The sequence below is a fragment of the Paractinoplanes maris genome (assembly GCF_023544465.1).
Classification (GTDB): domain Bacteria; phylum Actinomycetota; class Actinomycetes; order Mycobacteriales; family Micromonosporaceae; genus Actinoplanes; species Actinoplanes maris.
This window is the reverse complement of record NZ_JALPVL010000005.1, coordinates 33,767-56,220: the sequence shown is the minus strand read 5'-3', so window position 1 is coordinate 56,220 and position 22,454 is coordinate 33,767. Positions and strand designations below refer to the sequence as shown.

Annotated in this window: 21 protein-coding genes and 1 pseudogene; 10 read left to right on the top strand and 12 right to left on the bottom strand. The window is 71.8% G+C overall.

Annotation, left to right across the window (positions count from 1 at the left end; translation table 11 throughout):
- Positions 1-293 precede the first annotated feature (293 nt).
- The gene (locus NAG42_RS15365) at positions 294-2,357 is read right to left on the bottom strand and encodes a serine/threonine protein kinase (protein WP_250030952.1); all 2,064 of its coding nucleotides are present in this window, start codon (positions 2,355-2,357) and stop codon (positions 294-296) included.
- A gap of 90 nt (positions 2,358-2,447) precedes the next feature.
- Positions 2,448-3,167 carry an SDR family NAD(P)-dependent oxidoreductase gene (locus tag NAG42_RS15360; protein WP_250030951.1) on the bottom strand — a complete coding sequence of 240 codons (720 nt, stop codon included), beginning with the start codon at positions 3,165-3,167 and terminating at the stop codon, positions 2,448-2,450.
- A 92-nt stretch (positions 3,168-3,259) separates the two neighbouring features.
- On the opposite strand from NAG42_RS15360, the gene NAG42_RS15355 reads away from it, so the two are divergent.
- Positions 3,260-3,880, top strand: coding sequence for a TetR/AcrR family transcriptional regulator (locus tag NAG42_RS15355; protein ID WP_250030950.1), 621 nt, complete (start codon positions 3,260-3,262; stop codon positions 3,878-3,880).
- Between the two features lie 91 nt (positions 3,881-3,971).
- On the opposite strand, the gene NAG42_RS15350 is transcribed toward NAG42_RS15355, so the two are convergent.
- From NAG42_RS15350 to NAG42_RS15340, 3 genes are read right to left on the bottom strand one after another with little or no spacing between them, the layout of a single operon-like run.
- Positions 3,972-5,681 carry a glycerol-3-phosphate dehydrogenase/oxidase gene (locus NAG42_RS15350; RefSeq protein ID WP_250030949.1) on the bottom strand — a complete coding sequence of 570 codons (1,710 nt, stop codon included), beginning with the start codon at positions 5,679-5,681 and terminating at the stop codon, positions 3,972-3,974.
- Between the two features lie 3 nt (positions 5,682-5,684).
- Positions 5,685-7,202: a glycerol kinase GlpK gene (glpK, locus tag NAG42_RS15345; RefSeq protein ID WP_250030948.1), complete on the bottom strand. Its 1,518-nt coding sequence runs from the start codon at positions 7,200-7,202 to the stop codon at positions 5,685-5,687.
- Complete coding sequence (locus NAG42_RS15340; protein ID WP_250030947.1) at positions 7,195-8,040, bottom strand: MIP/aquaporin family protein; 846 nt, start codon at positions 8,038-8,040, stop codon at positions 7,195-7,197. Before NAG42_RS15340 ends, glpK (NAG42_RS15345) begins: the two co-directional genes overlap by 8 nt.
- Positions 8,041-8,165: 125 nt before the next feature.
- Between NAG42_RS15340 and NAG42_RS15335 the strand changes: the two genes are divergently transcribed.
- The 5 genes and pseudogenes from NAG42_RS15335 to NAG42_RS15315 all read left to right on the top strand — a co-directional run bounded on the left by NAG42_RS15335 (position 8,166) and on the right by NAG42_RS15315 (position 11,826).
- Positions 8,166-8,918 (top strand): IclR family transcriptional regulator, encoded by a 753-nt coding sequence (locus tag NAG42_RS15335; protein WP_250030946.1) that lies wholly within the window; start codon positions 8,166-8,168, stop codon positions 8,916-8,918.
- A gap of 10 nt (positions 8,919-8,928) precedes the next feature.
- Positions 8,929-10,450, top strand: a pseudogene (glpK, locus tag NAG42_RS15330) (glycerol kinase GlpK).
- Between the two features lie 9 nt (positions 10,451-10,459).
- A complete protein-coding gene (locus NAG42_RS15325; RefSeq protein WP_250030944.1) occupies positions 10,460-10,900 on the top strand; it encodes a hypothetical protein in 441 nt (146 codons plus the stop codon).
- The gene (locus NAG42_RS15320; protein ID WP_250030943.1) at positions 10,901-11,482 is read left to right on the top strand and encodes a hypothetical protein; all 582 of its coding nucleotides are present in this window, start codon (positions 10,901-10,903) and stop codon (positions 11,480-11,482) included. It begins immediately after the preceding gene.
- A complete protein-coding gene (locus NAG42_RS15315) occupies positions 11,479-11,826 on the top strand; it encodes a VOC family protein (protein WP_250030942.1) in 348 nt (115 codons plus the stop codon). Before NAG42_RS15320 ends, NAG42_RS15315 begins: the two co-directional genes overlap by 4 nt.
- Before the next feature lie 4 nt (positions 11,827-11,830).
- Here the strand turns inward: NAG42_RS15315 and NAG42_RS15310 are convergent, their stop codons facing one another.
- A complete protein-coding gene (locus NAG42_RS15310; protein WP_250030941.1) occupies positions 11,831-12,400 on the bottom strand; it encodes a DUF1349 domain-containing protein in 570 nt (189 codons plus the stop codon).
- A gap of 13 nt (positions 12,401-12,413) precedes the next feature.
- Positions 12,414-16,301, bottom strand: coding sequence for an ATP-binding protein (locus NAG42_RS15305; RefSeq protein ID WP_250030940.1), 3,888 nt, complete (start codon positions 16,299-16,301; stop codon positions 12,414-12,416).
- Positions 16,302-16,406: 105 nt separating this feature from the next.
- On the opposite strand from NAG42_RS15305, the gene NAG42_RS15300 reads away from it, so the two are divergent.
- Positions 16,407-17,471: a class I SAM-dependent methyltransferase gene (locus tag NAG42_RS15300; protein ID WP_250030939.1), complete on the top strand. Its 1,065-nt coding sequence runs from the start codon at positions 16,407-16,409 to the stop codon at positions 17,469-17,471.
- On the opposite strand, the gene NAG42_RS15295 is transcribed toward NAG42_RS15300, so the two are convergent.
- Together NAG42_RS15295 and NAG42_RS15290 are read right to left on the bottom strand one after the other, a co-directional pair.
- The gene (locus NAG42_RS15295; protein ID WP_250030938.1) at positions 17,443-18,141 is read right to left on the bottom strand and encodes a DUF2382 domain-containing protein; all 699 of its coding nucleotides are present in this window, start codon (positions 18,139-18,141) and stop codon (positions 17,443-17,445) included. The genes NAG42_RS15300 and NAG42_RS15295 overlap by 29 nt on opposite strands.
- Before the next feature lie 73 nt (positions 18,142-18,214).
- Positions 18,215-18,649, bottom strand: coding sequence for an RDD family protein (locus NAG42_RS15290; protein ID WP_250030937.1), 435 nt, complete (start codon positions 18,647-18,649; stop codon positions 18,215-18,217).
- Between the two features lie 352 nt (positions 18,650-19,001).
- On the opposite strand from NAG42_RS15290, the gene NAG42_RS15285 reads away from it, so the two are divergent.
- Both NAG42_RS15285 and NAG42_RS15280 read left to right on the top strand, forming a co-directional pair.
- Positions 19,002-19,436 carry an SRPBCC domain-containing protein gene (locus NAG42_RS15285; protein ID WP_250030936.1) on the top strand — a complete coding sequence of 145 codons (435 nt, stop codon included), beginning with the start codon at positions 19,002-19,004 and terminating at the stop codon, positions 19,434-19,436.
- A complete protein-coding gene (locus tag NAG42_RS15280) occupies positions 19,423-19,752 on the top strand; it encodes an ArsR/SmtB family transcription factor (RefSeq protein ID WP_250030935.1) in 330 nt (109 codons plus the stop codon). Before NAG42_RS15285 ends, NAG42_RS15280 begins: the two co-directional genes overlap by 14 nt.
- 57 nt (positions 19,753-19,809) lie before the next feature.
- Here the strand turns inward: NAG42_RS15280 and NAG42_RS15275 are convergent, their stop codons facing one another.
- A complete protein-coding gene (locus NAG42_RS15275) occupies positions 19,810-20,796 on the bottom strand; it encodes a LacI family DNA-binding transcriptional regulator (RefSeq protein ID WP_284045405.1) in 987 nt (328 codons plus the stop codon).
- Between the two features lie 155 nt (positions 20,797-20,951).
- On the opposite strand from NAG42_RS15275, the gene NAG42_RS15270 reads away from it, so the two are divergent.
- Positions 20,952-21,686, top strand: coding sequence for a hypothetical protein (locus NAG42_RS15270; RefSeq protein ID WP_250030933.1), 735 nt, complete (start codon positions 20,952-20,954; stop codon positions 21,684-21,686).
- Between the two features lie 6 nt (positions 21,687-21,692).
- On the opposite strand, the gene NAG42_RS15265 is transcribed toward NAG42_RS15270, so the two are convergent.
- The gene (locus NAG42_RS15265; RefSeq protein ID WP_250030932.1) at positions 21,693-22,253 is read right to left on the bottom strand and encodes a DUF6518 family protein; all 561 of its coding nucleotides are present in this window, start codon (positions 22,251-22,253) and stop codon (positions 21,693-21,695) included.
- Positions 22,254-22,296: 43 nt separating this feature from the next.
- Positions 22,297-22,422 carry a hypothetical protein gene (locus tag NAG42_RS44080; protein WP_284045404.1) on the bottom strand — a complete coding sequence of 42 codons (126 nt, stop codon included), beginning with the start codon at positions 22,420-22,422 and terminating at the stop codon, positions 22,297-22,299.
- Positions 22,423-22,454 lie beyond the last annotated feature (32 nt).

Genomic DNA, 22,454 nt, shown 5'->3' with positions numbered 1-22,454 from the left:
GACCACCTTCGCGGCCTTCGCGATCACCCCGTGGCGTCAGATCAGGCATCGCCTGCTGAGGAGCGGCACGCACCGAGCAACCCTGGACCGCGAATCGCGTCCCCGCCCGGCCTCGCCCGCCGCCCCTCACCCCAGGACCACAAGTCGCGTGGTGGGAACGCACCCCGTCCTGTCCGACCGGCTGATGGATCAGCCGACGGGCCGTCTCCACCCCTCGACCCGCCACCGGGTGCCACCGTGGGTGACCACCCCGGACGACTCAACGACCTGGTGAGGGACGGCCGGACCGGAACTCAAGGGACGTAGACGTCGGACATCGCGGTGACGGTGCCGTTGGTGGTGGTGAGCTCGACCAGGCCGTTGGTGCCGAGGCGTTCGGCCAGCCGGTCGGCGGTGATGGGGCAGGTGCCGACGGTCACCGGATCGCCGGCGCAGCGGCCGGGGTCGTCGAACGTGCTGGCCAGCTTGGGCTTGGCCGAGGTCGGCAGGGTCACGACCATGCGGCTGTCCTCGGTCAGCCAGGCCTGCTCGCACGGGGTGTCGGCCGTGGACTTCACCTGGAACCGGGCGCAGTACTCGTCACCGGTCATGAACAGCACCGGTTCCACGACGACCGATCTGGTCTTCGGGTAGTAGCCGTGGACCTTGACGATCGACTTCGTGGTGCCCCGCCGGACGTCGGTGAACGGGGGCACCGGTCCGGCCGAGGACGGGGGCGCGTCCCCGAGCGGCCTAAGCTCGGCCCGGGTGACGACCGCCCCCGCCCGTACGTCCTGGTCTCTCGCCTCGTCGACCGGGCCGACGCCGAAGGCCACCCGGCCGGCCAGCAGGCTCGGATCGGTCAGCTTCGTGGTCAGCACGCCGGCGCCGTCGACCGCCACCGATGCCGTCTCACCGCGCACGCTCAGGACGACCGCTCGCCGCTTGCCGGGGGCGAACGAGGCGTTCTGAGTCGAGCCGAGCGTGGTGGTCCGCAGCGTGCCCGCGTGGCGGAGCCGGATGATCCGCGGGCACAGGTCGAGCCAGTACGAGCTTTCGCCGGCCGCGCGGAACTGGATCTCCGCGCAGGATCGGGCGTTGTCGACGGCCACGACGGCGGAGATCGCCTGGTCGCCGGCGAAGGTCTGGGCGGTGCCGGGGCACACCATGGCGAAGCTGGGCGTCGTCATGGCCAGGCCGTTCTTGAACGAGCAACGGCCGCCGTAGTCGTCGGTCGAGGCGTTCCACTGCCCGCGCCGGTCGAGGGCGTCGACCACCCACGCGCCGCGCACCGCGCCCGGCACCGGCATCGTGGCCTGGGCGGCAGCGGGCGTCTGCGCGGAAGCCTCCGGACGGCCGCGGCTGTAGAGACCGATCCCGGCCATGAGCAGCGTGGCCGCCGCGGTCGCGGCGATGATCGTCCGGGCGCGGCGCCGCCGGGCCGGCACGACGGCCGGTACCGCGCCGGCGCCGGAGAGGTGGCGGCCGGAGAGCTGCGCCGCCTCCGCGGCCTTCCGCAGCCGCGGGTCGAGCGACGGTGGACGGCTGATCGCCTGCGGGCCGGTGTTCTGGGCCAGCAGCAGGGTGAGCAGCTCGTGCGCGGCCGGCCGGTCCTCCGGGTCCTTCGACAGGGTGAGCGCCACCAGGTCGGCCAGCGGGCCGGTCAGCCCGGTCAGGTCCGGCGGCTGGGTCAGGATCCGGGCGGCGGTGGCCACCGGTGAGTCGGCCCGGAACGGTGTGCGCCCGGTTCCGGCGTACGCGATGACCGCCCCCCACGCGAACACGTCAGCCGCCGGCGTGATCTCCCGGTGCGCCCCGTCGAACCGTTCCGGGGCCATGTAGGCGACCGTCCCGACCATCTGGTCAGGACGGGTGTGCTGACTGGTCACGTCGAGCGCGCGGGCGATCCCGAAGTCGATGACCTTGGGGGTGCCCAACGCGAACAGCACGTTCTGCGGTTTGAGGTCCCGGTGGATCACGCCGGCCCCGTGGATCGCGGTCAGCGCGGTGGCCACGCCGACCGCCACACTGTGCAGACGGCTCCCGGTCAGCGGGCCCTCGCGCGAGACCACCTCTTCCAGGCTCGGGCCGTCGACGTACTCGACCACCAGGTAGGGCGTCGGGTGCTCGGGGTCCGCGTCGAGAACGGCGGCCGTGCAGAACGGCGGCACCTGCCAGGCTCGCCGCACCTCGCTGCGGAACCGCCCGCGGAACTCCTCCTCCTGCGCGTACTCCGGCTTGATCATCTTGATCGCGACCAGCGGCCCGTCGTCGCGCCGGCCGAGAAAGACCGACCCCATGCCGCCCTCGCCGAGCCGCCCCAGCAGCCGGTAACCGCCCAGCGACGGCGGGTCCCCCGGGCGCAGCGGGCTCTTCATCGCCTCAACCCATCGACGGTTCGGACCTGGACCGCCACCACAGTACGCAGCCCGATCATGGGCGACCGGCGCCGGGTGGAGGTGCGGCGGTCAGAGCTTCGAAACCATCCGGCCCAGGGTGTGCGGCGCGATCCGGAGCATGGCCGGCATCAGTTTCGTCTGACCGGGCAGGGCCATCGCCCGGCGCTGCCGCAGTGCCTTGAGGGTGACCGCCGCGACCTCGGCCGGCGGCATCTTCGCCCTCGTGGTGCCGGCGTTCATGGGAGTGTCGGTGGTCGGTGGCAGCACCTCGAGCACATGCGTGCCTCGCGGTGCGAGCTGGCGGCGCAGGCCGTCGGCGAAGCCGTGCAGCCCGGCCTTGACGGCGCCGTAGGTCGGGGCGCGGGTGGGCGAGACCAGGGCGAAGCCCGACGTCACGAAGACGATGGCGTCCATGGCCGGCCAGCGCCGCAACGCCTCGCCGGTCAGGTTGATGGGGGCCGTGAGGTTCAGGTCGATCTCCTGATCGAGGGCCGCGGTGGCGTCGCCGGCCGCGGCGAAGTCCCGCTCGACGAACGTGCCGGCGTTGTTGACCAGCACGTCCAACCGGCCGAAACGCTCGGTGATCGCGTCCAGCAGGGCGGCTCGCGCCTCGGGGACGGTCACGTCGGCCTCGACCGCGAGAGCCTGGGGATGCGCCTGGCGGAAACGGTCGAGGGCCGTCCGGGATCGGCCGCACACCACCACGGATGCTCCGTCGGCCAGGAAGGCCCCGGCCAGGCTCAGGCCGATGCCCGAGGTCCCCCCGGTGACGAGAACGACTTTGCTCATGCTGCTACCTCCGCAAACTTCGGTATCGGTCAGTACCGAATGCCACCGTAGCAGTTCGGATCCGATCGGTACCGAAGGGGTATGCTGAGGCGGTGACGAGCAAGCAGACGGCGATCGGCCGGCCCCGGGGATTCGACGCCGACGAGGCCCTCGAGCGAGCGGTGCTGGTCTTCTGGGCCCGGGGCTACGAGGGCGCCAGCCTCGACGACCTGACCGGCGCCATGGGCATCACCCGCACGAGCATGTATCGGGCCTTCGGCAACAAGGAGGACCTGTTCCGCAAGGTGCTGGAGCGTTACACCGAGGGCCCGGCGTCCTATTTCGCCCGAGCGCTGAGGGAGCCGGCCGCCCGGGCGGTGGCCACCGCGTTCCTGCACGGCGCGGTCCACGCCAGCACGCAGCCGGGTTGTCCCACCGGCTGCCTCGGGGTGCAGGGCTCCCTGGCCGCCGGCGACACGGGAGCCCAGGCCCGCGACATCCTCGCCGCCTGGCGTGAGGAGGGCACCGCCCACCTGCGACGCCGATTCGCCGCGGCCGTCGACGAGGGCGACCTGCCGCCCGGCGCCGACCCCGCCCTGCTGGCCCGCTTCCTGATGACCGTGGGCAACGGGATCGCCGTCCAGGCCGCCGGCGGCGCCGCCCGGGACGACCTGCTCCTGGTGGCCGACATGGCCCTGCGGACGTGGCCGCCGGTCGGTTCCGCCGGACGCTGAGGCTCGCCTGGGCAAGCAGGACCCGAGGCCCTGCTCGCCTGGGCAAGCAGGACCCGAGGCCCTGCCTGCCCACCCACCGAGGGGAACCGGATCAGGCGGCATCCGAGGCGGTGACCGGCACGACGTCCGGGGCCCCGAGACGCGTGGCATCGGCCGTCTCGTCGTCGACCTGCTCCTGCGACTCCCGCTCGGCCTCGACCCGGATGCGGTAGTTCTCCACCTCGCGAGTCGTCTGCTCCGGCGTCCACCCCAGAACCCCGGCCATCAGTTCGGCCGCCTCCTGGGCACAGTTCACCCCCCGGTCGAAGGTCTCGATCGAGATCCGGGTCCGCCGGGTCAGCACGTCCTCCAGGTGCCGCGCCCCTTCGTTGCCGGCCGCGTAGACGATCTCGGCCCGCAGGTAGTCGTCGGCTCCGCCCAGCGGTTCGCTCAGCTCGGGGGAGGCGGCGATCAGGTCGAGGATCTCGTGGACCAGCGATCCGTACCGCCCGAGCAGGTGCTCCACCCGCGCCACGTGCAGCCCGGACCGCACCGCCAGCAGACGCCGCTGGTTCCACAGTGCCTTGAACCCTTCGGCCCCCACCAACGGCACCTCCTCGGTGCACGACGGCGGCACCGACCGGCCCAGCCCGTGCACGCAGGCGTCCACCGCGTCCCGGGCCATCACCCGGTACGTCGTGTACTTCCCGCCGGCCACCACGACCAGCCCCGGCACCGGGCTCCCGACCATGTGCTCCCGGGACAACTGTGAGGTCGCCTCCGACTCACCCGACAACAGTGGCCGCAGCCCCGCATAGACGCCCTGCACATCCGTACGGGAAAGGGGCCGGGCCAGAACCGTGTTCACATGCTCCAGCAGGTAGTCGATGTCGGTGCTGGACGCCGCCGGGTGCGCCTTGTCCAGCGACCAGTCCGTGTCGGTGGTGCCGACGATCCAGTGCCGCCCCCACGGGATCACGAAGAGCACGCTCTTCTCGGTCCGCAGGATCAGCCCCGTCGTCGACTGGATGCGGTCGCGCGGCACGACCAGGTGGATCCCCTTGGAGGCGCGCACGTGGAACTGCCCCCGCTCGCCCACCAGGGCCTGCGTGTCGTCCGTCCACACCCCGGTCGCGTTGATCACCTGTTGCGCCCGCACCTCGAAGATCCGGTCGAATTCCAGATCCTTCACCCGTACGCCGGTGACCCGCTCACCCTCGCGCAGGAAGCCGACGACCTCGGTCCGCGAGGCCACGTGCGCCCCGTAGGCCGCCGCCGTCCGGGCCAGATACATCGTGTGCCGGGCGTCGTCCACCTGCGCGTCGTAGTACTGGATCGCGCCCACCAGCGCGTCCTTGCGCAGGGCCGGGCAGGCCCGCAGCGCCGCCGTCCGGGTCAGCTGCCGGTGCCGTGGCATGCCGCCGCCCAGCGCCATCGTGTCGTACAGCGTCACCCCCGCCCCCGCGTAGGCCCGTTCCCACGCCCGGTGCTTGAGCGGGTAGAGGAACCGCAGCGGCCGGGCCAGGTGCGGCGCGAGGCGCGACACGATCAGATCGCGTTCGTGCAGAGCCTCCTTGACCAGGGCGAAGTCGAGCATCTCGAGGTAGCGCAGGCCGCCGTGCAGCAGCTTGCTGGAGCGGCTGGAGGTGCCGGAGGCGAGGTCACGGGCCTCGACCAGGCCGGTGGTGAGGCCGCGGGTGACGGCGTCCAGCGCCGCCCCCGCTCCCACCACTCCGCCGCCGATCACCAGGACGTCGAGCTCGGCGCCGGCCAGTGCCGCCAGCGCCGAGTCCCGATATTGCGGGGAGAGGGCTGTCACCATGATTCAGTCCACGTCCACCCAGTTGAAGGTGCGTTCCACGGCTTTCTTCCACTTCTCGTAACCCTCGGAGCGCTGCTCCTCGGACCACTGCGGCTCCCAGCGCTTGGCCTCGTTCCAGTTGTCCCGCAGCTCGTCGGTGTTCTTCCAGAAGCCGACGGCCAGCCCGGCCGCGTACGCGGCGCCCAGCGCGGTCGTCTCGGCCACGACCGGCTGGCTCACCGGCACACCCAGCACGTCGGCCTGGATCTGCATGGCCAGGTTGTTGGCCGTGATGCCGCCGTCCACCTTGAGCACGTCGAGCGTGACCCCGGAGTCCTGCGCCATCGCGTCGACCACGTCGCGGCTCTGGTAGCAGATCGACTCGAGGGTGGCCCGGGCGATGTGCGCGCTGGTGTTGAAGCGGGACAGCCCGACGATCGCGCCGCGCGCGTCGGAGCGCCAGTAGGGCGCGAACAGCCCGGAGAACGCCGGCACGAAGTAGACACCGCCGTTGTCCGGCACCTGGGCCGCCAGCCGCTCGCTCTCCGAGGCCTCGTTGATGATGTGCAGCTGGTCGCGCAGCCACTGCACGGCCGAGCCGGTGACCGCGATGGACCCTTCCAGCGCGTAGACCGGGGCCGCGTCACCGAACTTGTAGCAGACCGTGGTGAGCAGGCCGTTCTCCGAGCGGACCAGTTCGGTGCCGGTGTTCAGCAGCATGAAGTTGCCGGTGCCGTACGTGTTCTTGGCCTCGCCGGGCGCGAAGCACACCTGCCCGACGGTGGCCGCCTGCTGGTCGCCGAGGTCGCCGGTCAGCGGCACCTCGCCGCCGAGCGAACCGGGCCACCGCGCCACCCCGTACGTGTTGGGGTCGGACGACGGCCGGATCTCGGGCAGCATCGACCGCGGGATGTTGAAGAAGCCGAGCAGCTCGTCGTCCCAGTCGAGCGTCTCCAGGTTCATCAGCATCGTGCGGCTGGCGTTGGTCACGTCGGTGAGGTGGTTGCCCCCGTCGACGCCGCCGGTCATGTTCCACAGCAGCCAGCTGTCGGTGTTGCCGAAGATGGCGTCGCCGCGCTCGGCCGCCTCGCGGACCCCGTCGACGTTCTCCAGGATCCACTGGATCTTGCCGCCGCTGAAGTACGTGGCCGGGGGTAGCCCGGCCTTGCGGCGGATCACGTCGCCGCGGCCGTCGCGGTCGAGCGCCGAGGCGATCCGGTCGGTGCGGGTGTCCTGCCAGACGATCGCGTTGTAGTACGGGCGTCCGCTGCGGCGGTCCCACACCACCGCGGTCTCGCGCTGATTGGTGATGCCCAGCGCGGCCAGGTCCTGGGCACCCAGATTGGCCTTCTGCATCGCCGTGCGGACGACCGTGACCGTACGCTCCAGGATCTCGGCCGGGTTGTGCTCGACCCACCCGGCCTGGGGCAGGATCTGCTCGTGCTCGAGCTGGTGGCGGGCCACCTCGTTGCCGCCGTGATCAAAGATCATGAAGCGGGTGCTGGTCGTGCCCTGGTCCACGGCGCCGACGAAGTCAGCCATTGCGTGCCTCCACGTTCTCTCGGGTGGTCTGCTCGGGCAGCTGTCCCGGTTCCGGTTCACCCAGCTTGGGCAGGAACCGGCCGACGAGCCCCTGGTACAGGCCGGCGCCGAGCACGCCGCCGATGAGGGGTGCCACGATCGGTATCCAGAAATAGAGATACCCGGTCTGGTCGCGGAACGCGCCGCCGTAGCCGGTGAGGAAGCTGGCGAGTCGCGGTCCGAAGTCACGCGCGGGGTTGATCGCGTAGCCGGCGTTGGTGCCCCAGGCCATGCCGATGCCCACGACGATCAGGCCGACGATGAACGGGGCCAGGTTGGCCTGCGGGGGAGTACCCATCACGTCGGTGACCGCGAGGATCAGGAACAGCAGCAGCGCCGTGCCGATGATCTGGTCGCGGAAGGCGCCCCACTCGCCGACCGGCAGGGTCCCGTTGCCGGGCAGGGTCGAGAAAACGCCCTGGGTCTTGATGGTCAGACCGGGGTCGGCGGCGTGCAGCACCTCGGTGTAGTTCCACCGGACGATCAGCGCGGCCACGAACGCCCCGAGGAACTGCGCGAGGCTGTACGGAAGAACCTTGCGCCACTCGAAGCCTTTGAAGACCGCGAGCGCGAGCGTGACAGCGGGGTTGAGGTGCGCCCCGGAGATGCGCCCGGCGACATAGACGCCGAGCACCACACCCAGGCCCCAGGCCCAGGCGATGCTGTCGTGATCGCCGATGCCGGCGCCGGCCACCTGGGCCACCACCCCGACACCGAACAGGATGAGAATCATGGTCCCGGCGAACTCGGCCGCCAACTCGGCGACGATGCCTCCCGGGATCTTCAGTCGTGCGGCCATTAGCCCTCCTGAAGTTAACCTCTCAGGGACGCTAGGTAGGCACACCGGCACTAACAATGAACGCCATTCGACAATGTCGAACGGCGGTCTCGATCCACCGCTACTGATCGTCATAGTGTCGTAACGTGCCGGGAACAGTGCAGTCCATCGAGCGGGCTGCGGCCGTTCTGCGCCTGCTCGCGGGCGGCGCGGGCCGGCTGTCGCTCGGCGAGATCGCGCGCTCGCTCGACCTGGCCAAGGGCACCACCCACGGCATTTTGCAGACGTTGCGCAAGGTGGGCTTCGTCGAGCAGGACCGGGTCTCGGGGCACTACCAGCTGGGCGCGGCGATGCTGCGCCTGGGCACCGGCTATCTCGACGTCAACGAGCTGCGCTCCCGCTCGATCAACTGGGCCGATCCGCTGGCGTCACGCAGCGGGGAGGCCGTCCGGATCGGCACCGTCCTGGAGGGGCAGGTGCTGGTCGTCCATCATGTCTTCCGGCCCGACGACACCTTCCAGACCCTCGACGTCGGCAGCCTCCTGCCCATGCACGCCACCGCCCTGGGCAAGTCCCTTCTCGCGTACGGGGCCACCCCGCCCACCTCGCTCGATCGCTTCACCAGCCGCACCATCGGCACCCAGCGCGAGCTCGCGGCGGCCCTGCGGGTGGTGCGGGAATGCGGGTGGAGCGCCGACATCGAGGAGCTCACCCCGGGCGAGGCGTCGATCGCGGCGCCGATCCGGGCGTACGGCGGTCTGGTCGTCGGCGCGATCGGGATCTCCGGTCATGTCGAACGGCTCTGCGACAGCCGCTATCAACCCCGGCCGCCGCTGGTGGCCAATGTGCGCGACGCCGCCCGCGCGGTGTCCCGCGATCTCGGAGCTGCCCGACGATAGGAGGGACACCATGACCGAGCGCTACGTGGTCGCCATCGACCAGGGCACCACCTCGACGAGGTGCATCGTCATCGACCGGCGCGGCCAGCTCGTGTCCCTCGCCCAGCAGGAGCACAAGCAGTACTACCCCAAACCGGGATGGGTCGAGCACGACGCGGCCGAGATCTGGCGCAACGTGGAACGGCTCGGACCCGAGGCGCTGCGCCGGGCCGGGGCCACGATCGACCAGGTGGCGGCGGTCGGCATCGCCAACCAGCGGGAGACGACGGTGCTGTGGGACCGCGCGACCGGCACCCCGATCGGGCACGCCGTGGTCTGGCAGGACACCCGGACCGACACCATGATCGGTCAGCTCGACGCGAAACCGGGCGCGGAGGGCGTACGGCATCGGTCGGCCCTGCCGTTGGCCACGTATTTCTCGGGCCCGCGCCTGCGCTGGATGCTCGACCATCACCCCGGCCTGCAGGAGCGGGCCGAGCGCGGCGAGGTGCTCTTCGGCACGATGGAGACCTGGCTGATCTGGAACCTGACCGGCGGCCTGCACGTCACCGACGTCACCAACGCCAGCCGCACGCTGCTGCTCGACGTGCACACCCTCGACTGGTCGGCCGAGTCGCTGGAGTTCTTCGGGGTGCCGCGCGCGATGCTGCCCGAGGTGCGCCCGTCCGTCGGCGTCTTCGGCACGGCCACCGCGGCATTCCCCGGTGTGCGCATCGGCGCGGCACTGGGCGATCAGCAGGCGGCGCTCTTCGGGCAGACCTGCTTCGCGCCCGGCGAGGCCAAATGCACGTACGGCACCGGCAGCTTCCTGCTGCTCAACACCGGCTCGGAACTGGTGCGCTCCACCCACGGCCTGCTCAGCACGGTGGCCTATCAGATCAAGGGCGAGCCCGCGGCGTACGCGTTGGAGGGCTCGATCGCCATCACCGGCTCCCTGGTGCAGTGGTTCCGCGACCAGCTCGAGCTGATCGCCAGCGCGCCCGAGATCGAGACGCTGGCCCGCACGGTCACCGACAACGGCGGCTGCTACATCGTGCCGGCGTTCTCGGGCCTGTACGCCCCGTATTGGCGCAGTGAGGCCCGGGGCGTCATCGTCGGCCTGACCTCGTACATCACCAAGGGCCACCTGGCCCGGGCGGTGCTGGAGGCGAGCGCCTGGCAGACCCGCGAGGTGGTCGACGCCATGAACGCCGATTCCGGCCTGGCCCTCAAGACGTTGCGCGTGGACGGCGGCATGACCGCCGACAACCTGCTGATGCAGTACATCGCCGACGTCCTCGACGTGCCGGTGGTGCGCCCGCTGGCCGCCGAGACGGTGTCGCTGGGCGCGGCCTACGGCGCCGGCCTGGCCGTCGGCTACTGGCCCGACCTCGAGGGACTGCGCCAGAACTGGCATCGCGCCGCCCAGTGGCTGCCGTCGATGGAGAAGGCCAGGCGCGAGACCGAGTACGGCAACTGGCAGCGCGCCGTCTCCCGCACCTTCGACTGGATCCAGGCCTGACCCCCCGCACGCCCGGCGGGGGCCGGACTAGGTTGTGCGGATGGGTTCTCTTGAAGACGTGGGCGAGCGCGACGGCTGGCGCTGCTGGGTGTGCGACGAGCCGGTCGACGCGGGCAAGTCGGTGAACGACCCGCGCGGGCCGAGTGTCGACAGCCGGACCGCCGACCGCAAGGCCAAGCTGGCCGAGCGGCTCGCGCACCGTGCCTGCAACAGCCGCAAGGGCGCGGTCAAGGTGGTCATCGAGTGGCCCGACCGCCTGCAGGTGATCGAGCCGGCGCCGCTGATCACCGTGGCCGACCGCCTCGAACGCAAGGGCGGCCGCGAGCTGGTCGCCCGCTGCCCGCGGCAGAAGGACGCGCAGGAGGCGGCCGACTGGCTGGTCGACCGCTTCTCGCGGCTGGTGCCCGGTCTGCCGGTGACCGCCACCGTCGACCCGGGTGGCGGCCAGTTCCTGGTGGCCCTGGCGGCCGGCCGCCGCTGAATGCTGGTCGGCCCCGGCACCCCGGTTCCGTCCGGGTTGCGCCACGCCCGTTTTGTGGCGACGCCGCTGACCGCCGGCGTCGCCGCGCTGGACTACGCCGCCTACCTGGCCAGTCCCGAGGTGATCCGCGTCCACAGCGACGGCCGGTGGCCCCTCGACGGGTTCACCCTGGCCGACGACCTGGTGCTGGTGGCCCGGCACCAGGACGACCACGAGAACCGTCGCGCCTTCACGTTCGTGCTGCTCACCCCGGCGCTCGACGAGGCGCTGGGCTGCCTGTACCTCAACCCGCTCGACGAGTATCTGACCCGGGTCCGAGCGGTCGGCGCCTTCCCCGCGACGGCCGCGATGGTGACGTTCTGGCTCCGGCAGGATCAGCAGGACACCGGCCTGGCCGAGGCCGTGACCGAGGCCGTCGACGACTGGCTGCGGACCGGCTGGCCGCTGGCGACGCACCTCTTCCGGGTCCTGCCCGCCGAGCTTTCGTCCCGGCGGGCACTCGAACGACTCGATCTGGAGCCGGTGCACCTGACGCTGCCGGGCGACCAGCGCCCGTACCTCTGGTATCAATCGAGGTCATGAATATTGTCGGATTGGGCTGGCTGGGCACCCGCACGAGCAACGCGGCCGCACTGGCGGACTTCTACCTGCACGTGCTCGGGCTGCGGCCCACCCACACGGAACCGGGTTTCTGGGTCTTCACGCTGCCCAGCGGCTACAACGTGGAGGTCTTCGACGAGACGTACGCCGGCAAGGAGCACTTCGCCACCGGGCCGGTCGGTGGGTTCGCCGTCCGTGATCTGGCCGGCGCGGTGGCCGAGCTGCGGGCGGCCGGTGTCGAGCTGGTCGGCGAGGCCGGGCCGACCTGGCAGCACTTCCGCGGCCCCGACGGCAACGTGTACGAGCTCGTCGAGGCCCAGCCGTAGCCGGTTACTCGAGCCCCTCCCGGGGGATCGGGTCGCCGACCCGGAAGTCGCGGAACGTGACCTCGAGGCCCTCGCGCTCGGGCGAGCAGCACATGACGCCGACGTCGACGGTCTCGGGCAGATCGAGGGGCCCGAGCCGCACCAGGTGCCACGAGCCGTCGGGGTCGCCGCGGTGCACGCAGACCGCGGAGCCGAAGCGGGTCAGCCGCAGCCGCAGCTCACCGTCGTAACCGGGGACCGGCACCACGGACAGGTCGGAGTCGTCGCGGGTGAGCACCGTGCTGAGCTGGACGGCGCCCGACGTGACCTCCAGCCCCGTCTTGAGCCAGGTGCGCTCGTCGGCCCGCAGCATCAGGCCGGCCTGGTCGAACAGGGCCGAGTGCCCGGCCGACACCAGCACCTCGGCGGTGAAGTCACCGGTCACCGGCCGGCTGTAGAAGTGCCCGTTGTCAGTGACGTAGCCGTAGAACGTCCGCCGCCAGAAATCGGTCTTGAGCGCCGTGCGGACGCTGATCACGCCGGCTTGGTCGGACCACTCTGGAGGCTCGTTGAGCCACGACATCTCGTTCGGCATCGATGCAGTCTAGTCAGATCCGGGCCGCCGCCTCGGCCCGATCGCAGGCCGGGGTGAGCTGGGCCAGATAGCCGGCGGCGACGCGGGCCCGGGGCAGGAAACGCCGCAGCGCGTCGTGGTCGCCGGCCGCGTCCAGGGCCTGCACCAGCACCAGGGCCTCCTGCGGGATCTCCTCGGGGCTGGGGCGGCGGCCCATCGCGACGAGTCGTTCGGCCAGTGCGCGGCCGGTGGCGATGTCGCCCCGCTGCAGGGCCAGGCGGGCCCGCAGGCCCTCGGCGTTGCCGGGATGCTCGAAGTCGGGCTCGACGGTCGCGGCGACCTTGCCGGATTCGCCCCGGTCGCCGCGCCGGGTCAGGGCCAGCGCGCCGACGAGCGGGCCACTGCGGATGTACGGGCAGGCCATCGCGGCCATCGGGCCCTGGCGCAGCCGCAGGTGCTCGTCGAGGAACGGGTCGATCTCCCTGTCCAGCCCCAGCTGCTCCAGGCAGATGAGCACGGCCGCCGTGCCGTGCAGGCGATCGTGGGGGGAGAGGTTCCGGGCCCAGTCGTACGAGCGGTGGGCGTGCTCCAGAGCCAGTCGGTAGTCGCCGCGGACACCGCCCACGACCAGGCTCGCGATGGTGTGCCCGAGCGCCCGGTCCCGGTCGCGGCCCTCCTGCTCGACCAGCGTCACCTCGTCCAGCACCGCCACGACCGCGTCCTCGTAGCGGCCCTCGAGGAAGTGCACCGCGGCCCGGCCGAGCAGCGCCATCCCGTGCAACGTGGGGGAGCCGACCCGCCCGGCCAGGACCGCCGCGTCGGCCGCGGCGCGGCGGCGGCCGGTCACCGGCATCGGATCGGTCCGCCCGGTCCAGGCCCAGCGCCCGCCGCACAGTGCCCGCAACGCCAGCAGCTGCGCCCTGGTCGGTGGATCGGTGACCGCGGCCAGCCCTTCGTCGATCACCCGATCGCCCAGCGCCGGGTCGGCCGGCACCCGGAAGCCACCCCACCGGGCCACGACCATCTGCGCGGTCTTGAGACACAGGGCCGCCCGCCGGTCGCCGTGCCCGGGCGCGTCCCGCAGCGCGGTGATCGCGTCGCGCCAGGCCCGGACGGCCTTGTCCCCGTCGTACGCGGTCTCGTGGTCGTCGCCGAGGGCTTCCAGCGCGCCGGCCCGCTCGGCCGGGTTCGACGCGTGCCGCAGGGCGGCGCGATGCAGGTCGAGCGCGCGCGGGACGGCGTACCGGTGCCGGGCGCTGACGCCGGCCGTGATCAGCGACCGGAACGCCTTGCCCCGGGTCCACTCGTCCACGTCGGCGGCCGCGGCATAGTGGACCGCCACCAGCTCGATCACCTCGCCGATGCGCTCGCGGGACACCTCCTCGAGCCAGGCCGCGACCTCGGCGTGCCCGGCGGCCCGCTCGGCGACGGGCAGGCTGGCGTACGCGACGTCGCGCAGCAGGGCGTGCTGGAACGCGTACTCGTCCTGACCGGTGACCAACGCACCCGGCCGGGCCCGGACGAGCCCGCGATTCTCCAGCGCCGCAAGCAGACCGGGCAGTCCGGGCCCCAGCCGTTCGCGCAGCGGCGCCGTCCAGAAGACCCGGCCCATCACCGACGCCACCTGCAGAAGTCGTTTCTCGTCCGGCGGCAGCACGTCGACCCGGGCCGCGAGCAGCGCGTGCAGCGTGTCCGGCAGCCCGCCGGGGGCGCTCTCGGCCAGGTGCGCGGCGAGCTGGCCCAGGAAATACGGGTTGCCCTCGGCCCGGGCGAGGATCTCGGCGCGCTGCCGCGGGTCGAGCCGGATGGTGTGCGGCAACGCGTCGAGCAGGTCCCCGCTGTCCCCGGCGGGCAGCGAGCGCAGCGCGACCATGGAGACCTCGGGCAGATCGGGCCGGGTCTCCAGGAACTCGGGGCGGGCGGTGGTCAGCAGCACCACCGGGCCGGTCGAGCGGGTCACCAGCCGCGACAGCATGCCGATCAGCGGGGCGCCGGCCCAGTGCAGGTCCTCGACCACGAGCAGCAGCGGCCCGCGGGCGGCGAACGCGGAGGCCAGGCGCGGCCAGGCCCGGCCCAGCTCGTCGGCCACGTCCCGCGGATCGGCCTCGTCGAGCGGGTTGTCCGGCAGCCGGATCGCGGCGGTGGTGGCGAGGGCGAAGATCGTCGCGTCCAGTTCGGCCGCGGTGAGGCGGGGCCCGGCTTCGGCCGCGGTGGTATGTGGCCGCGCTTCGGCCGCGGTGGTGTGTGGCCGGGCGTCAGCCGCGGTGGTGTGTGGCCGGGCTTCGGCCGGTGGTCGGTGCTGGTCGGCGAAGATCTCGCGGAGACGGGAACGCAGGCGTTGCGGGGCGTGAGCGTCGGCGTCGCCGAACGGGATGCCGCAGGCCTCGCGCAGGATCTCGCCGAGCGCCCAGAACGTGATGCCGTCCCCGGCCGCCAGGCACCGGCCGTGCAGCACCCGCAGGCCGGGCCGCCGGGCCACGGCCTCCCGGACGAGCCGGGTCTTGCCGATACCGGCCACGCCGGTGATCGTGATCAGGCGGGGCCGGCCGGTGGTCACCGCCTCCTCGATCAGCCCGAGCACGGCGGCCAGCTCGCCGGTGCGGCCGATCATCGGCGCCTCGTGCCGCTCGCGGGTGGCCGCCCGGCTGCCGGGTCCGGCGGAGAGCAGGCGATGGGCCGGCAGCGGCGGATCACCGGCCGGGTGGGCGTCGCCGAAACACAGGCCGGGCCGGTCGGCCGCGCGCCGGGTGCGTTCGGTGACCAGCAACGTCCCCGGGGCGGCCGCGGCGCGCAGGCGGGCGGCGGTGTCGAGGACGGCCCCGCCCATCCGCGACAGCTCGGCCGGCGCGATGATCTCGCCGGAGTCCGCGCCGAGGCGGATCGGGACCGGCAACCGTCGCAGGATCTCGGCGCCGGCCCGCAGCGCGCGGTCGGCATGGTCCTCGCGAGCCGTCGGATAACCGAAGACGCCGATCACACCACCGCCGAACAGGGGCTGCACCGCGCCGCCCCACCGGGTGACGACCTCGCGGAGCAGGTCGGTCCACTCGGCCGTCTCGCGGCGGGAGCGTTCGGGGTCGGCGTCGGCGAACTCCCCGCGGACGCCGCGAAGGTCCGCGTCCAGGACGGTGACCAGCTTGCGCTCCTCGAAGCCGCGGGCGCCGGCCGTCGAAGGGCTACCGGGCACGTCGAGTGCCGAAGGGCTCCCGGGGCCAGGGGCGGCCGTCTCGGGCGCACGGCTCGCGGTGAGAGTGCGGTGCAGCTGCTGGAGGTCGTCGCGGGGGTCGACGCCGAGGTCGGCCCGCAGCTGCGCGGCCAGCCGGTCGTACCAGCGCAGCGCGAGGTGGCGGTGGCCGCGCGCCGCTTCGAGGCGCATCAGGCGGGCGTACGCCTCCTCGTGCAGCGGATCGAGCGCGACGAGCCGTACGAGATCGGCCTCGGCCTCGGGCGGCTCGGCGTGGGCCGACCGCTCGAGCAGGAGCGGGACGACGGCATCACGCAGCTGGGCGCGGCGCGGCTCGGTCCAGTCGTCGAACCTGTTCTCCGGGAGCAGGTCGCCGGTGTAGAGCGCGAGCGCGGCCTCGGTGTCGCCTTGCCGGGCCGCGGCCTCGAAACTGCCGACATCAGTCCACAGGTCACCGGCGGCCAGACTCAGCATGCCGTCGCGGTGGGGAAGACGGTCGGCGCCCAGCACCCGCCGGGCGAAATGCAGCGCTTTGTTGAGACGGCGTACGCCGAGGGCCGCGTCCACCTCGGGCCAGAGCAGATCGACGGCCTCCTCGCGGTGCAGGCGGTGACGCAGGACCAGCAGCTTCACCAGTGCGGTGGCCCCGCTGCGCCGCCACTCACCGTCGGGCACGGATCGGCCGGCGACCTCGACCCGGAAGTCGCCGAGCATCCACACGCGCAGAGCGGCCGGCATCCGGTGATTGTGCGCCGTTGTTGTCCCCGGCGGGGACAGCAACCGGACACAGAGCGGAAATCGTCGTGGCTACCTTGCGGTCGTAACCCGATGGAAGGAACAGCTATGACTACGACAACGACCGTGAACGAGCAGAAACTGATGAACTTCGTGTTCAAGTCGGTCGGCGACTTCGGCGCGATGATGGCCGGTTCGATGGTGGTGATCGGCGACAAGCTGGGGCTCTACCGGGCGATGGCCGGGGCCGGACCGCTGACACCGGCCGAGCTCGCCGGCCGCACCGAGACGGCCGAGCGATACGTACGGGAATGGTTGTGCGCGCAGGCGGCGGCGGGCTATGTGGACTATGTCGGCGACGACCGGTTCGAACTGCCGGTCGAGCATGCGATCGCGCTCACCGACGAGACCAGCCCGGCCTGTGTGATCGGCGGTTTCGAGCTGATGCTGGCCGCCGCCCGCTCGACCGATCGGCTCGTCACCGCGTTCCGGACGGGCATGGGCGTCGGCTGGCACGAGCATCACGTCGACGTGTTCGAGGGGTGTGAGCGCTTCTTCCGGCCCGGCTACCACGCGAACCTGGTGGGGCAGTGGCTCCCGGCGATGGACGGCGTGGCCGACCGGCTGCGGACCGGGATCCGGGTCGCCGACGTGGGCTGCGGCTACGGCGCCTCGACGATCCTGCTGGCCTCGGCCTACCCGGCGTCGACGTTTGTCGGCATCGACTATCACGACGAGTCGATCTCCTCGGCCCAGGAGCGGGCGGCGGCGGCCGGGGTCGGCAACCGGACCCGGTTCGAGGCCGGCCGGGCCAAGGAGCTGAGCGGGGAGTACGACCTGATCTGCCTGTTCGACTGCCTGCACGACATGGGCGACCCGGTCGGGGTGCTGCGTCACCTGCACCACCAGTTGGACGCCGACGGCAGCATCCTGCTGGTCGAGCCGTTCGCCGGGGACACGGTGGCCGACAACCTCAACCCGGTGGGGGCGGTCTACTACGGCGCGTCGACGCTGCTGTGCACGCCGAACTCGCTGTCGCAGGAGGTCGGGGCGGCGCTCGGAGCGCAGGCCGGCGAGGCGCGGCTGCGTGACGTGGCGGCGCAGGCCGGGTTCACCCGCTTCCAACGGGTGGCCGAGACACCGTTCAACCTGGTCTTCCAGGTTCGTCCGTAGGCTCGGTCTCGAGCTCGATGCGCTCCTTGCGGACGGGCGCCGAGATCACCTCTTCGTCGTGGACGGTCTCCTTGGTGAGGCGAACCCGTTCGACCGGGACCCTCTCGGTGGTGACGACGGGCTGCTCGGCGTAGAGGGTGAGGTCGGGGGGAGCGACGTCGTCGTCCGGGCTGTCGTCCCCGGCGGTGACCGGCACCTCCTCGAGGCGTACCTCCTCGCGGGTGACCGGCACGGTGATCTGGCGTTCCTCGGTGACCAGATATTTGCGCAGACGCACTTTGGTGGTCGGCTCCTGTCGGGTGCCGGCCACCAGGCGTTCCTCGGACCGGGTCATGGCTCCGTCACCCGCGCCGTCGTCCGCGCCCATGCCGTAATAGGCGAGCAGGCGGTCGGCGTCCTCGTGGCTCAGCGGGGCGCCGGTCTGCCGGACCGGCGCCTGGGTCACGCGTTGCCGGTCGACGGCCACGATCAGCCGGCCCTCGGCGAGCCGGGCGCCCGGCAGGGGGACGAAGGACTCCTGGAAGCTGAGCGTCCCGGTCCGGACCGTCACCCACAGCGGGTCGTTGCTCTCCGGGTCGACGTAGATCTGGTCGATCGGGCCGATCCGCTCGCCGTTGACGTCGAACACCTCGATGCCGTTCAGGTGGCCGAGATCGTCCTGTGTGATCACCGCAGTTCCCTTCGCCGGCAGCCTCCCCACTACCTACCCCGCGACGGCAGTCATCTCACGCACGCGGGTGCGGTCATGCGCCGAGGTGGCGGACGACCGACCCGGCCATGCGGTCGTGCAGGGTGCGCCCGCCCTCGCCGAGAACCATGAGCGAGTCGACCCAGAAGTAGATGCCCAAGGTGAAAATGTTGAGCACCGAGCCGAGCAGACCCTTGACGCAGAATTCGCGCAGCGCCATCCGGCCCCAGTCGAAAGGCTGACCGGTGTGCGGATCGGCCACCACATGACCGAGCAATTTCTTGCCCGGCGTCTGCCCGCCGGACCAGGTGATCAATGACCACACGAACCAGCCGATCCAGAGCGTGACCACCATGAGTACGCCGTCGAGCAGCACCGCGCCGAGCCGGCCACCGGCCGAGACCAGCGGCAGGCCGGTGCCCGGCCGGTAGGACATGACGGCGGGTCCGCCCTGGTGAGCGGGGTGTCCGGCCGGAGCGTACGGCTGCACGGCCGCATGATGCTGCGGTACCGGGGCGGCGGTGGCGTGACCGTGGTCGGCCCACTGCGGTGGCGGACCGTACTGCTGGGGATGAACGGTATTCGGATTCTGATATCCGCCGTGTTCGCTCACTGGTCTTCGTCCTTTACGACGGTCGGTCTCCACTGGCGAATGCCAGGTTGTCCGAGATGGCGAATGGCGGCCATCGCACGCGCGGTCATCGACCTCACCCAGTCGGTCGATATGCCGGCGCTCGTATCGGTTCTCCTCTGTTTCACCCTCTTCTCGTCCACGGTTGACGCAACCGAATGATTGCTATAACGTGTGACGCAACCAAGTAGTTGCTACTGAAGGAGTGGACATGAGCTTTCCCGATCGCATCGAGCGGACGATGGAGCTGCCCCAGCCTGTGGAGGCGGTGTGGGCGGCGATCACCACGGCCGAGGGGCTGGGGACCTGGTTCGGCAACACCGCCGAGGTCGACCTGCGGGTCGGCGGCGAGGCGAAGCTCGCGTGGACGAGCGGCGACACGGCGACCCTGACCATCGAGCGCGTCGAACCGCCGACGGTGTTCGCCTACACCTGGCCGATCCACGGGCTGCCCGACGGCGACCCCCGGCGCACCTACGTGGAGTTCACGCTGGAGCCGACCGGGTCGGGCACCATGCTGACCGTGGTCGAGTCCGGGTTCGCGCAGACGAGCGGGGACGAGCACAAGGCCGCGTTCTCGGGCAACGTCGAGGGCTGGGCGAGCGAGCTCGGTGAGCTGGCCGCGTATCTCGATGGAAAACTCTGACCTGGAGCCGGTGGCCCAGGAGGTCTTCTCGGCCCTGGCCGACCCGAGCCGGCGGGCGATTCTCGCCGCCCTGGCGGCCCGGGGCCCGGCCACCGCGACCGACCTGGCGGCCCAGCTGCCCATCACCCGGCAGGCCATCGCCAAACACCTGACCCTGCTGGCCGAGGCGGGCTTGGTCACCCCCGAGCCGGGCGAGCGCCGCCGCGTCCGTTACCGCCTCGACTCCGCCCCCATGAAGGTGGCCCAGCAGTTCCTGGGCGCCCTGGCCCGCGACTGGGACGGCCCCTTGGCCGCCCTCCGCGACCGCCTGCAGTAACCCCGGCCTGCCTCAGTGATGCCGGGCCGGGGCGTCACCTGTCATTCGCGGCAGGGCTCAGGCGGCGGTGCTCCGGCGGATCTGGAGCCGGGCCGGGAAGACGCAGCGCCAATGCGGGACGATCTGACGGTTGACCAGGGCGCGGGTGGCGGCGGCGGCCATCTGCTCGACGGGCTGGTGGACCGAGGACATGGGCGGGTTGGTGCACTCGGCGATGACGCTGTTGTCGAAGCCGACCACGGCGACGTCCTCGGGGATCCGGCGGCCGGCGTCGGTCAGGGCCTGCATGGCGCCGGTGGCCAGCAGGTCGCAACCGGCGAAGATCGCGTCGATCCCGGGCTCCTCGGCCAGCAGGCGCTGGGTGAGCTCGTAGCCGGCCTCGCGCCGGAACTTGCCGGTCGCCGAGATCTCGGGCAGGCCGAACTCGCGGACGGCGCGGCGATAGCCCTCGCGGCGGCCGTCGGCACACGAGTTGCCCTCGAGCCCGTGCAGGGCGGCGATGCGCCGGCGGCCGGTCTCGTGCAGGTGCTGGACCGCGGCGTACGCGCCCTCGGGGTTCTCCATCCCGACGAAGGGCAGACCGGGCACGGTCGGCCCGATCGTGACGACGCGCTCACAGAGGCGATAGAACTCCGCGGCCGGCTTGGGCGGCACGTTGACCAGCAGAACGCCCAGGCTCACCGACGCCGCGATCCGATTGAGCAGCGCGGCCGTGCTCAGCTCGTCGACGACGTGCACGCGCAGCTGAGCGTTGCTGCCGGCGATCTCCTGCAGGATGCCGGCGGTGATCCGGCCGTAGTAAGGGCTGCTGGCGAACACTGACGCGTCGTCGACGATGACCAGCTCGACGACGTCACCGTGGCCCGAGGCCAGAGCCCGCGCGACCGGGTCGGGCCGATAGCCCAGCTCGGCGATGACCCGGCGCACATGCTCGCGGGTCTGCGGCGACACCCCCGGAGCGTCGTTGATGACCCGGGAGACGGCAGCTTTCGACACGCCCGCTTCCGTTGCGACGTTCGCCAGCGTCGGTCTCCTCTGTGACATCGCCCCAGTGTAGGAAGCCCGGCCACCGACCGTCATCGGCATTTCAGGCCGCCCGAGCGCCCGGTGGTCCCGCGCTTCGGTACGGTGCGCTGAAACTCCCGCCTCGGCGGCGCCGTCAGCGCCGTACGGGATGGGCTGGATCTCGAGGATGGGCCATGGGCGCTGAGCAGTTGCCGTTCCTGCTGCTGTTCGGGTCGTTTCTGCTGACCTTCGTGACCACGCGGACCATCACCCGCATGATCCGGGCGGGTGTCGGGCCGTTTCGCAACAACGTCTCCGGCGGCGTCCACATCCATCACGCGGTGCCGGGCATCATCCTCACGCTGATCGGTGCCTACCTGTCGGTCGCGGTGGGTGGCCGGCGGCCGTGGGCCGAGGCGGCGGGCGTCCTGATCGGTGTCGGATCCTCACTGATCCTCGACGAGTTCGCGCTGATCCTGCACCTGCAGGACGTCTACTGGTCCCCGCAGGGTCAGCTGTCCGTGCAGTTGGTGGCGCTCACCCTCAGCGTGCTCGGGCTGGTGTCGCTCGGGCTGAACCCACTCACCCCGGACAGTGGGCTCGGCCTGGGCCACCTCGCCGTGACGGTGTCGGCCGGTGTGCATCTGTGCGCGCTGCTGGTTTGTGTGCGCAAGGGCAAGTTCTCGACGGCGGTGCTGGGCGTCTTCCTGCCGCCGGTGGCCTGGATCGGTGCCTTCCGGCTGGCCCGGCCGGGTTCCACCTGGGCCCGTCGCCGGTACGACGAGGTGAAGACCGCGCGGGCCAAGGACAGGGCCGACGGCTTCGACGCGCGCTTCGGCCATTACGGCCTCGACATCGCCGACCTGGTGGCCGGCCGCCCGTCGCTGCCGAACCCGGCCCAGCCGGCTCCCGCGGCGCCCAAGCCCTGACGGGTTTCAGAACGTCCGGCGTCGTCGCCCGGCCAGTCGTCGCCCGGCCAGTCGTCGTCCGGCCAGTCGTCGTCCGGCCAGTCGTCGTCCGGCCAGGGCGAGGACGAGCAGGCCGAGCACGGCTTCGGCGACGTAGACGCCGGGAGCGAGATGCCAGTGGATGACTTCGCGCCACCCCGGCACGATCCGAGCAGAAACGATCGCCACCGGCTCCAGGACGAGCAGGAGACCGGTGACCACGGTGACGGCCATCGGCAGGTTGGTGAAGCGGCGGTTGAGCCAGGCGCCGAACGCTCCCAGCACCGGACCGCTCAGCAGCCCCGAATACAGCCAGCGGCGGTTCAGCCGCAACACCTGCTCGAGATGGCCGTCATCGGCCGTGACGGCGACCACCAGGTAGAAGCCGAGCAGGGCCGTGACCGTCGCCGCGAGACCGAGCGCCGCGCCGCGCGGAAGAGAGCGGGTGTGCATCCCGGCCGCGAGCGCGACAAGCAACCAGGGCGTGCTGAGGTTGCCGATCGTGTCCCGTACGCCGTCGTGGTCCCCTTTCACCAGCGCGGCGAGCATCCGAAGAGCAGGGCCGCGCCGACCACGGACAACAGCCGTCGCGTCATCGGAGCCGCTGCGTCAGAGCCGGGGCGCGCGGGTCGTGCCGGGCCGACGGCGGGTGGAGAAGGTAGCTGAGGTGGCCGGCGAACACCGCCAACGATGCCAGCGCCTCAGCCGACACAGTCATAGCGGCGAACTATAGCGTCGCCGAGTCTCAGC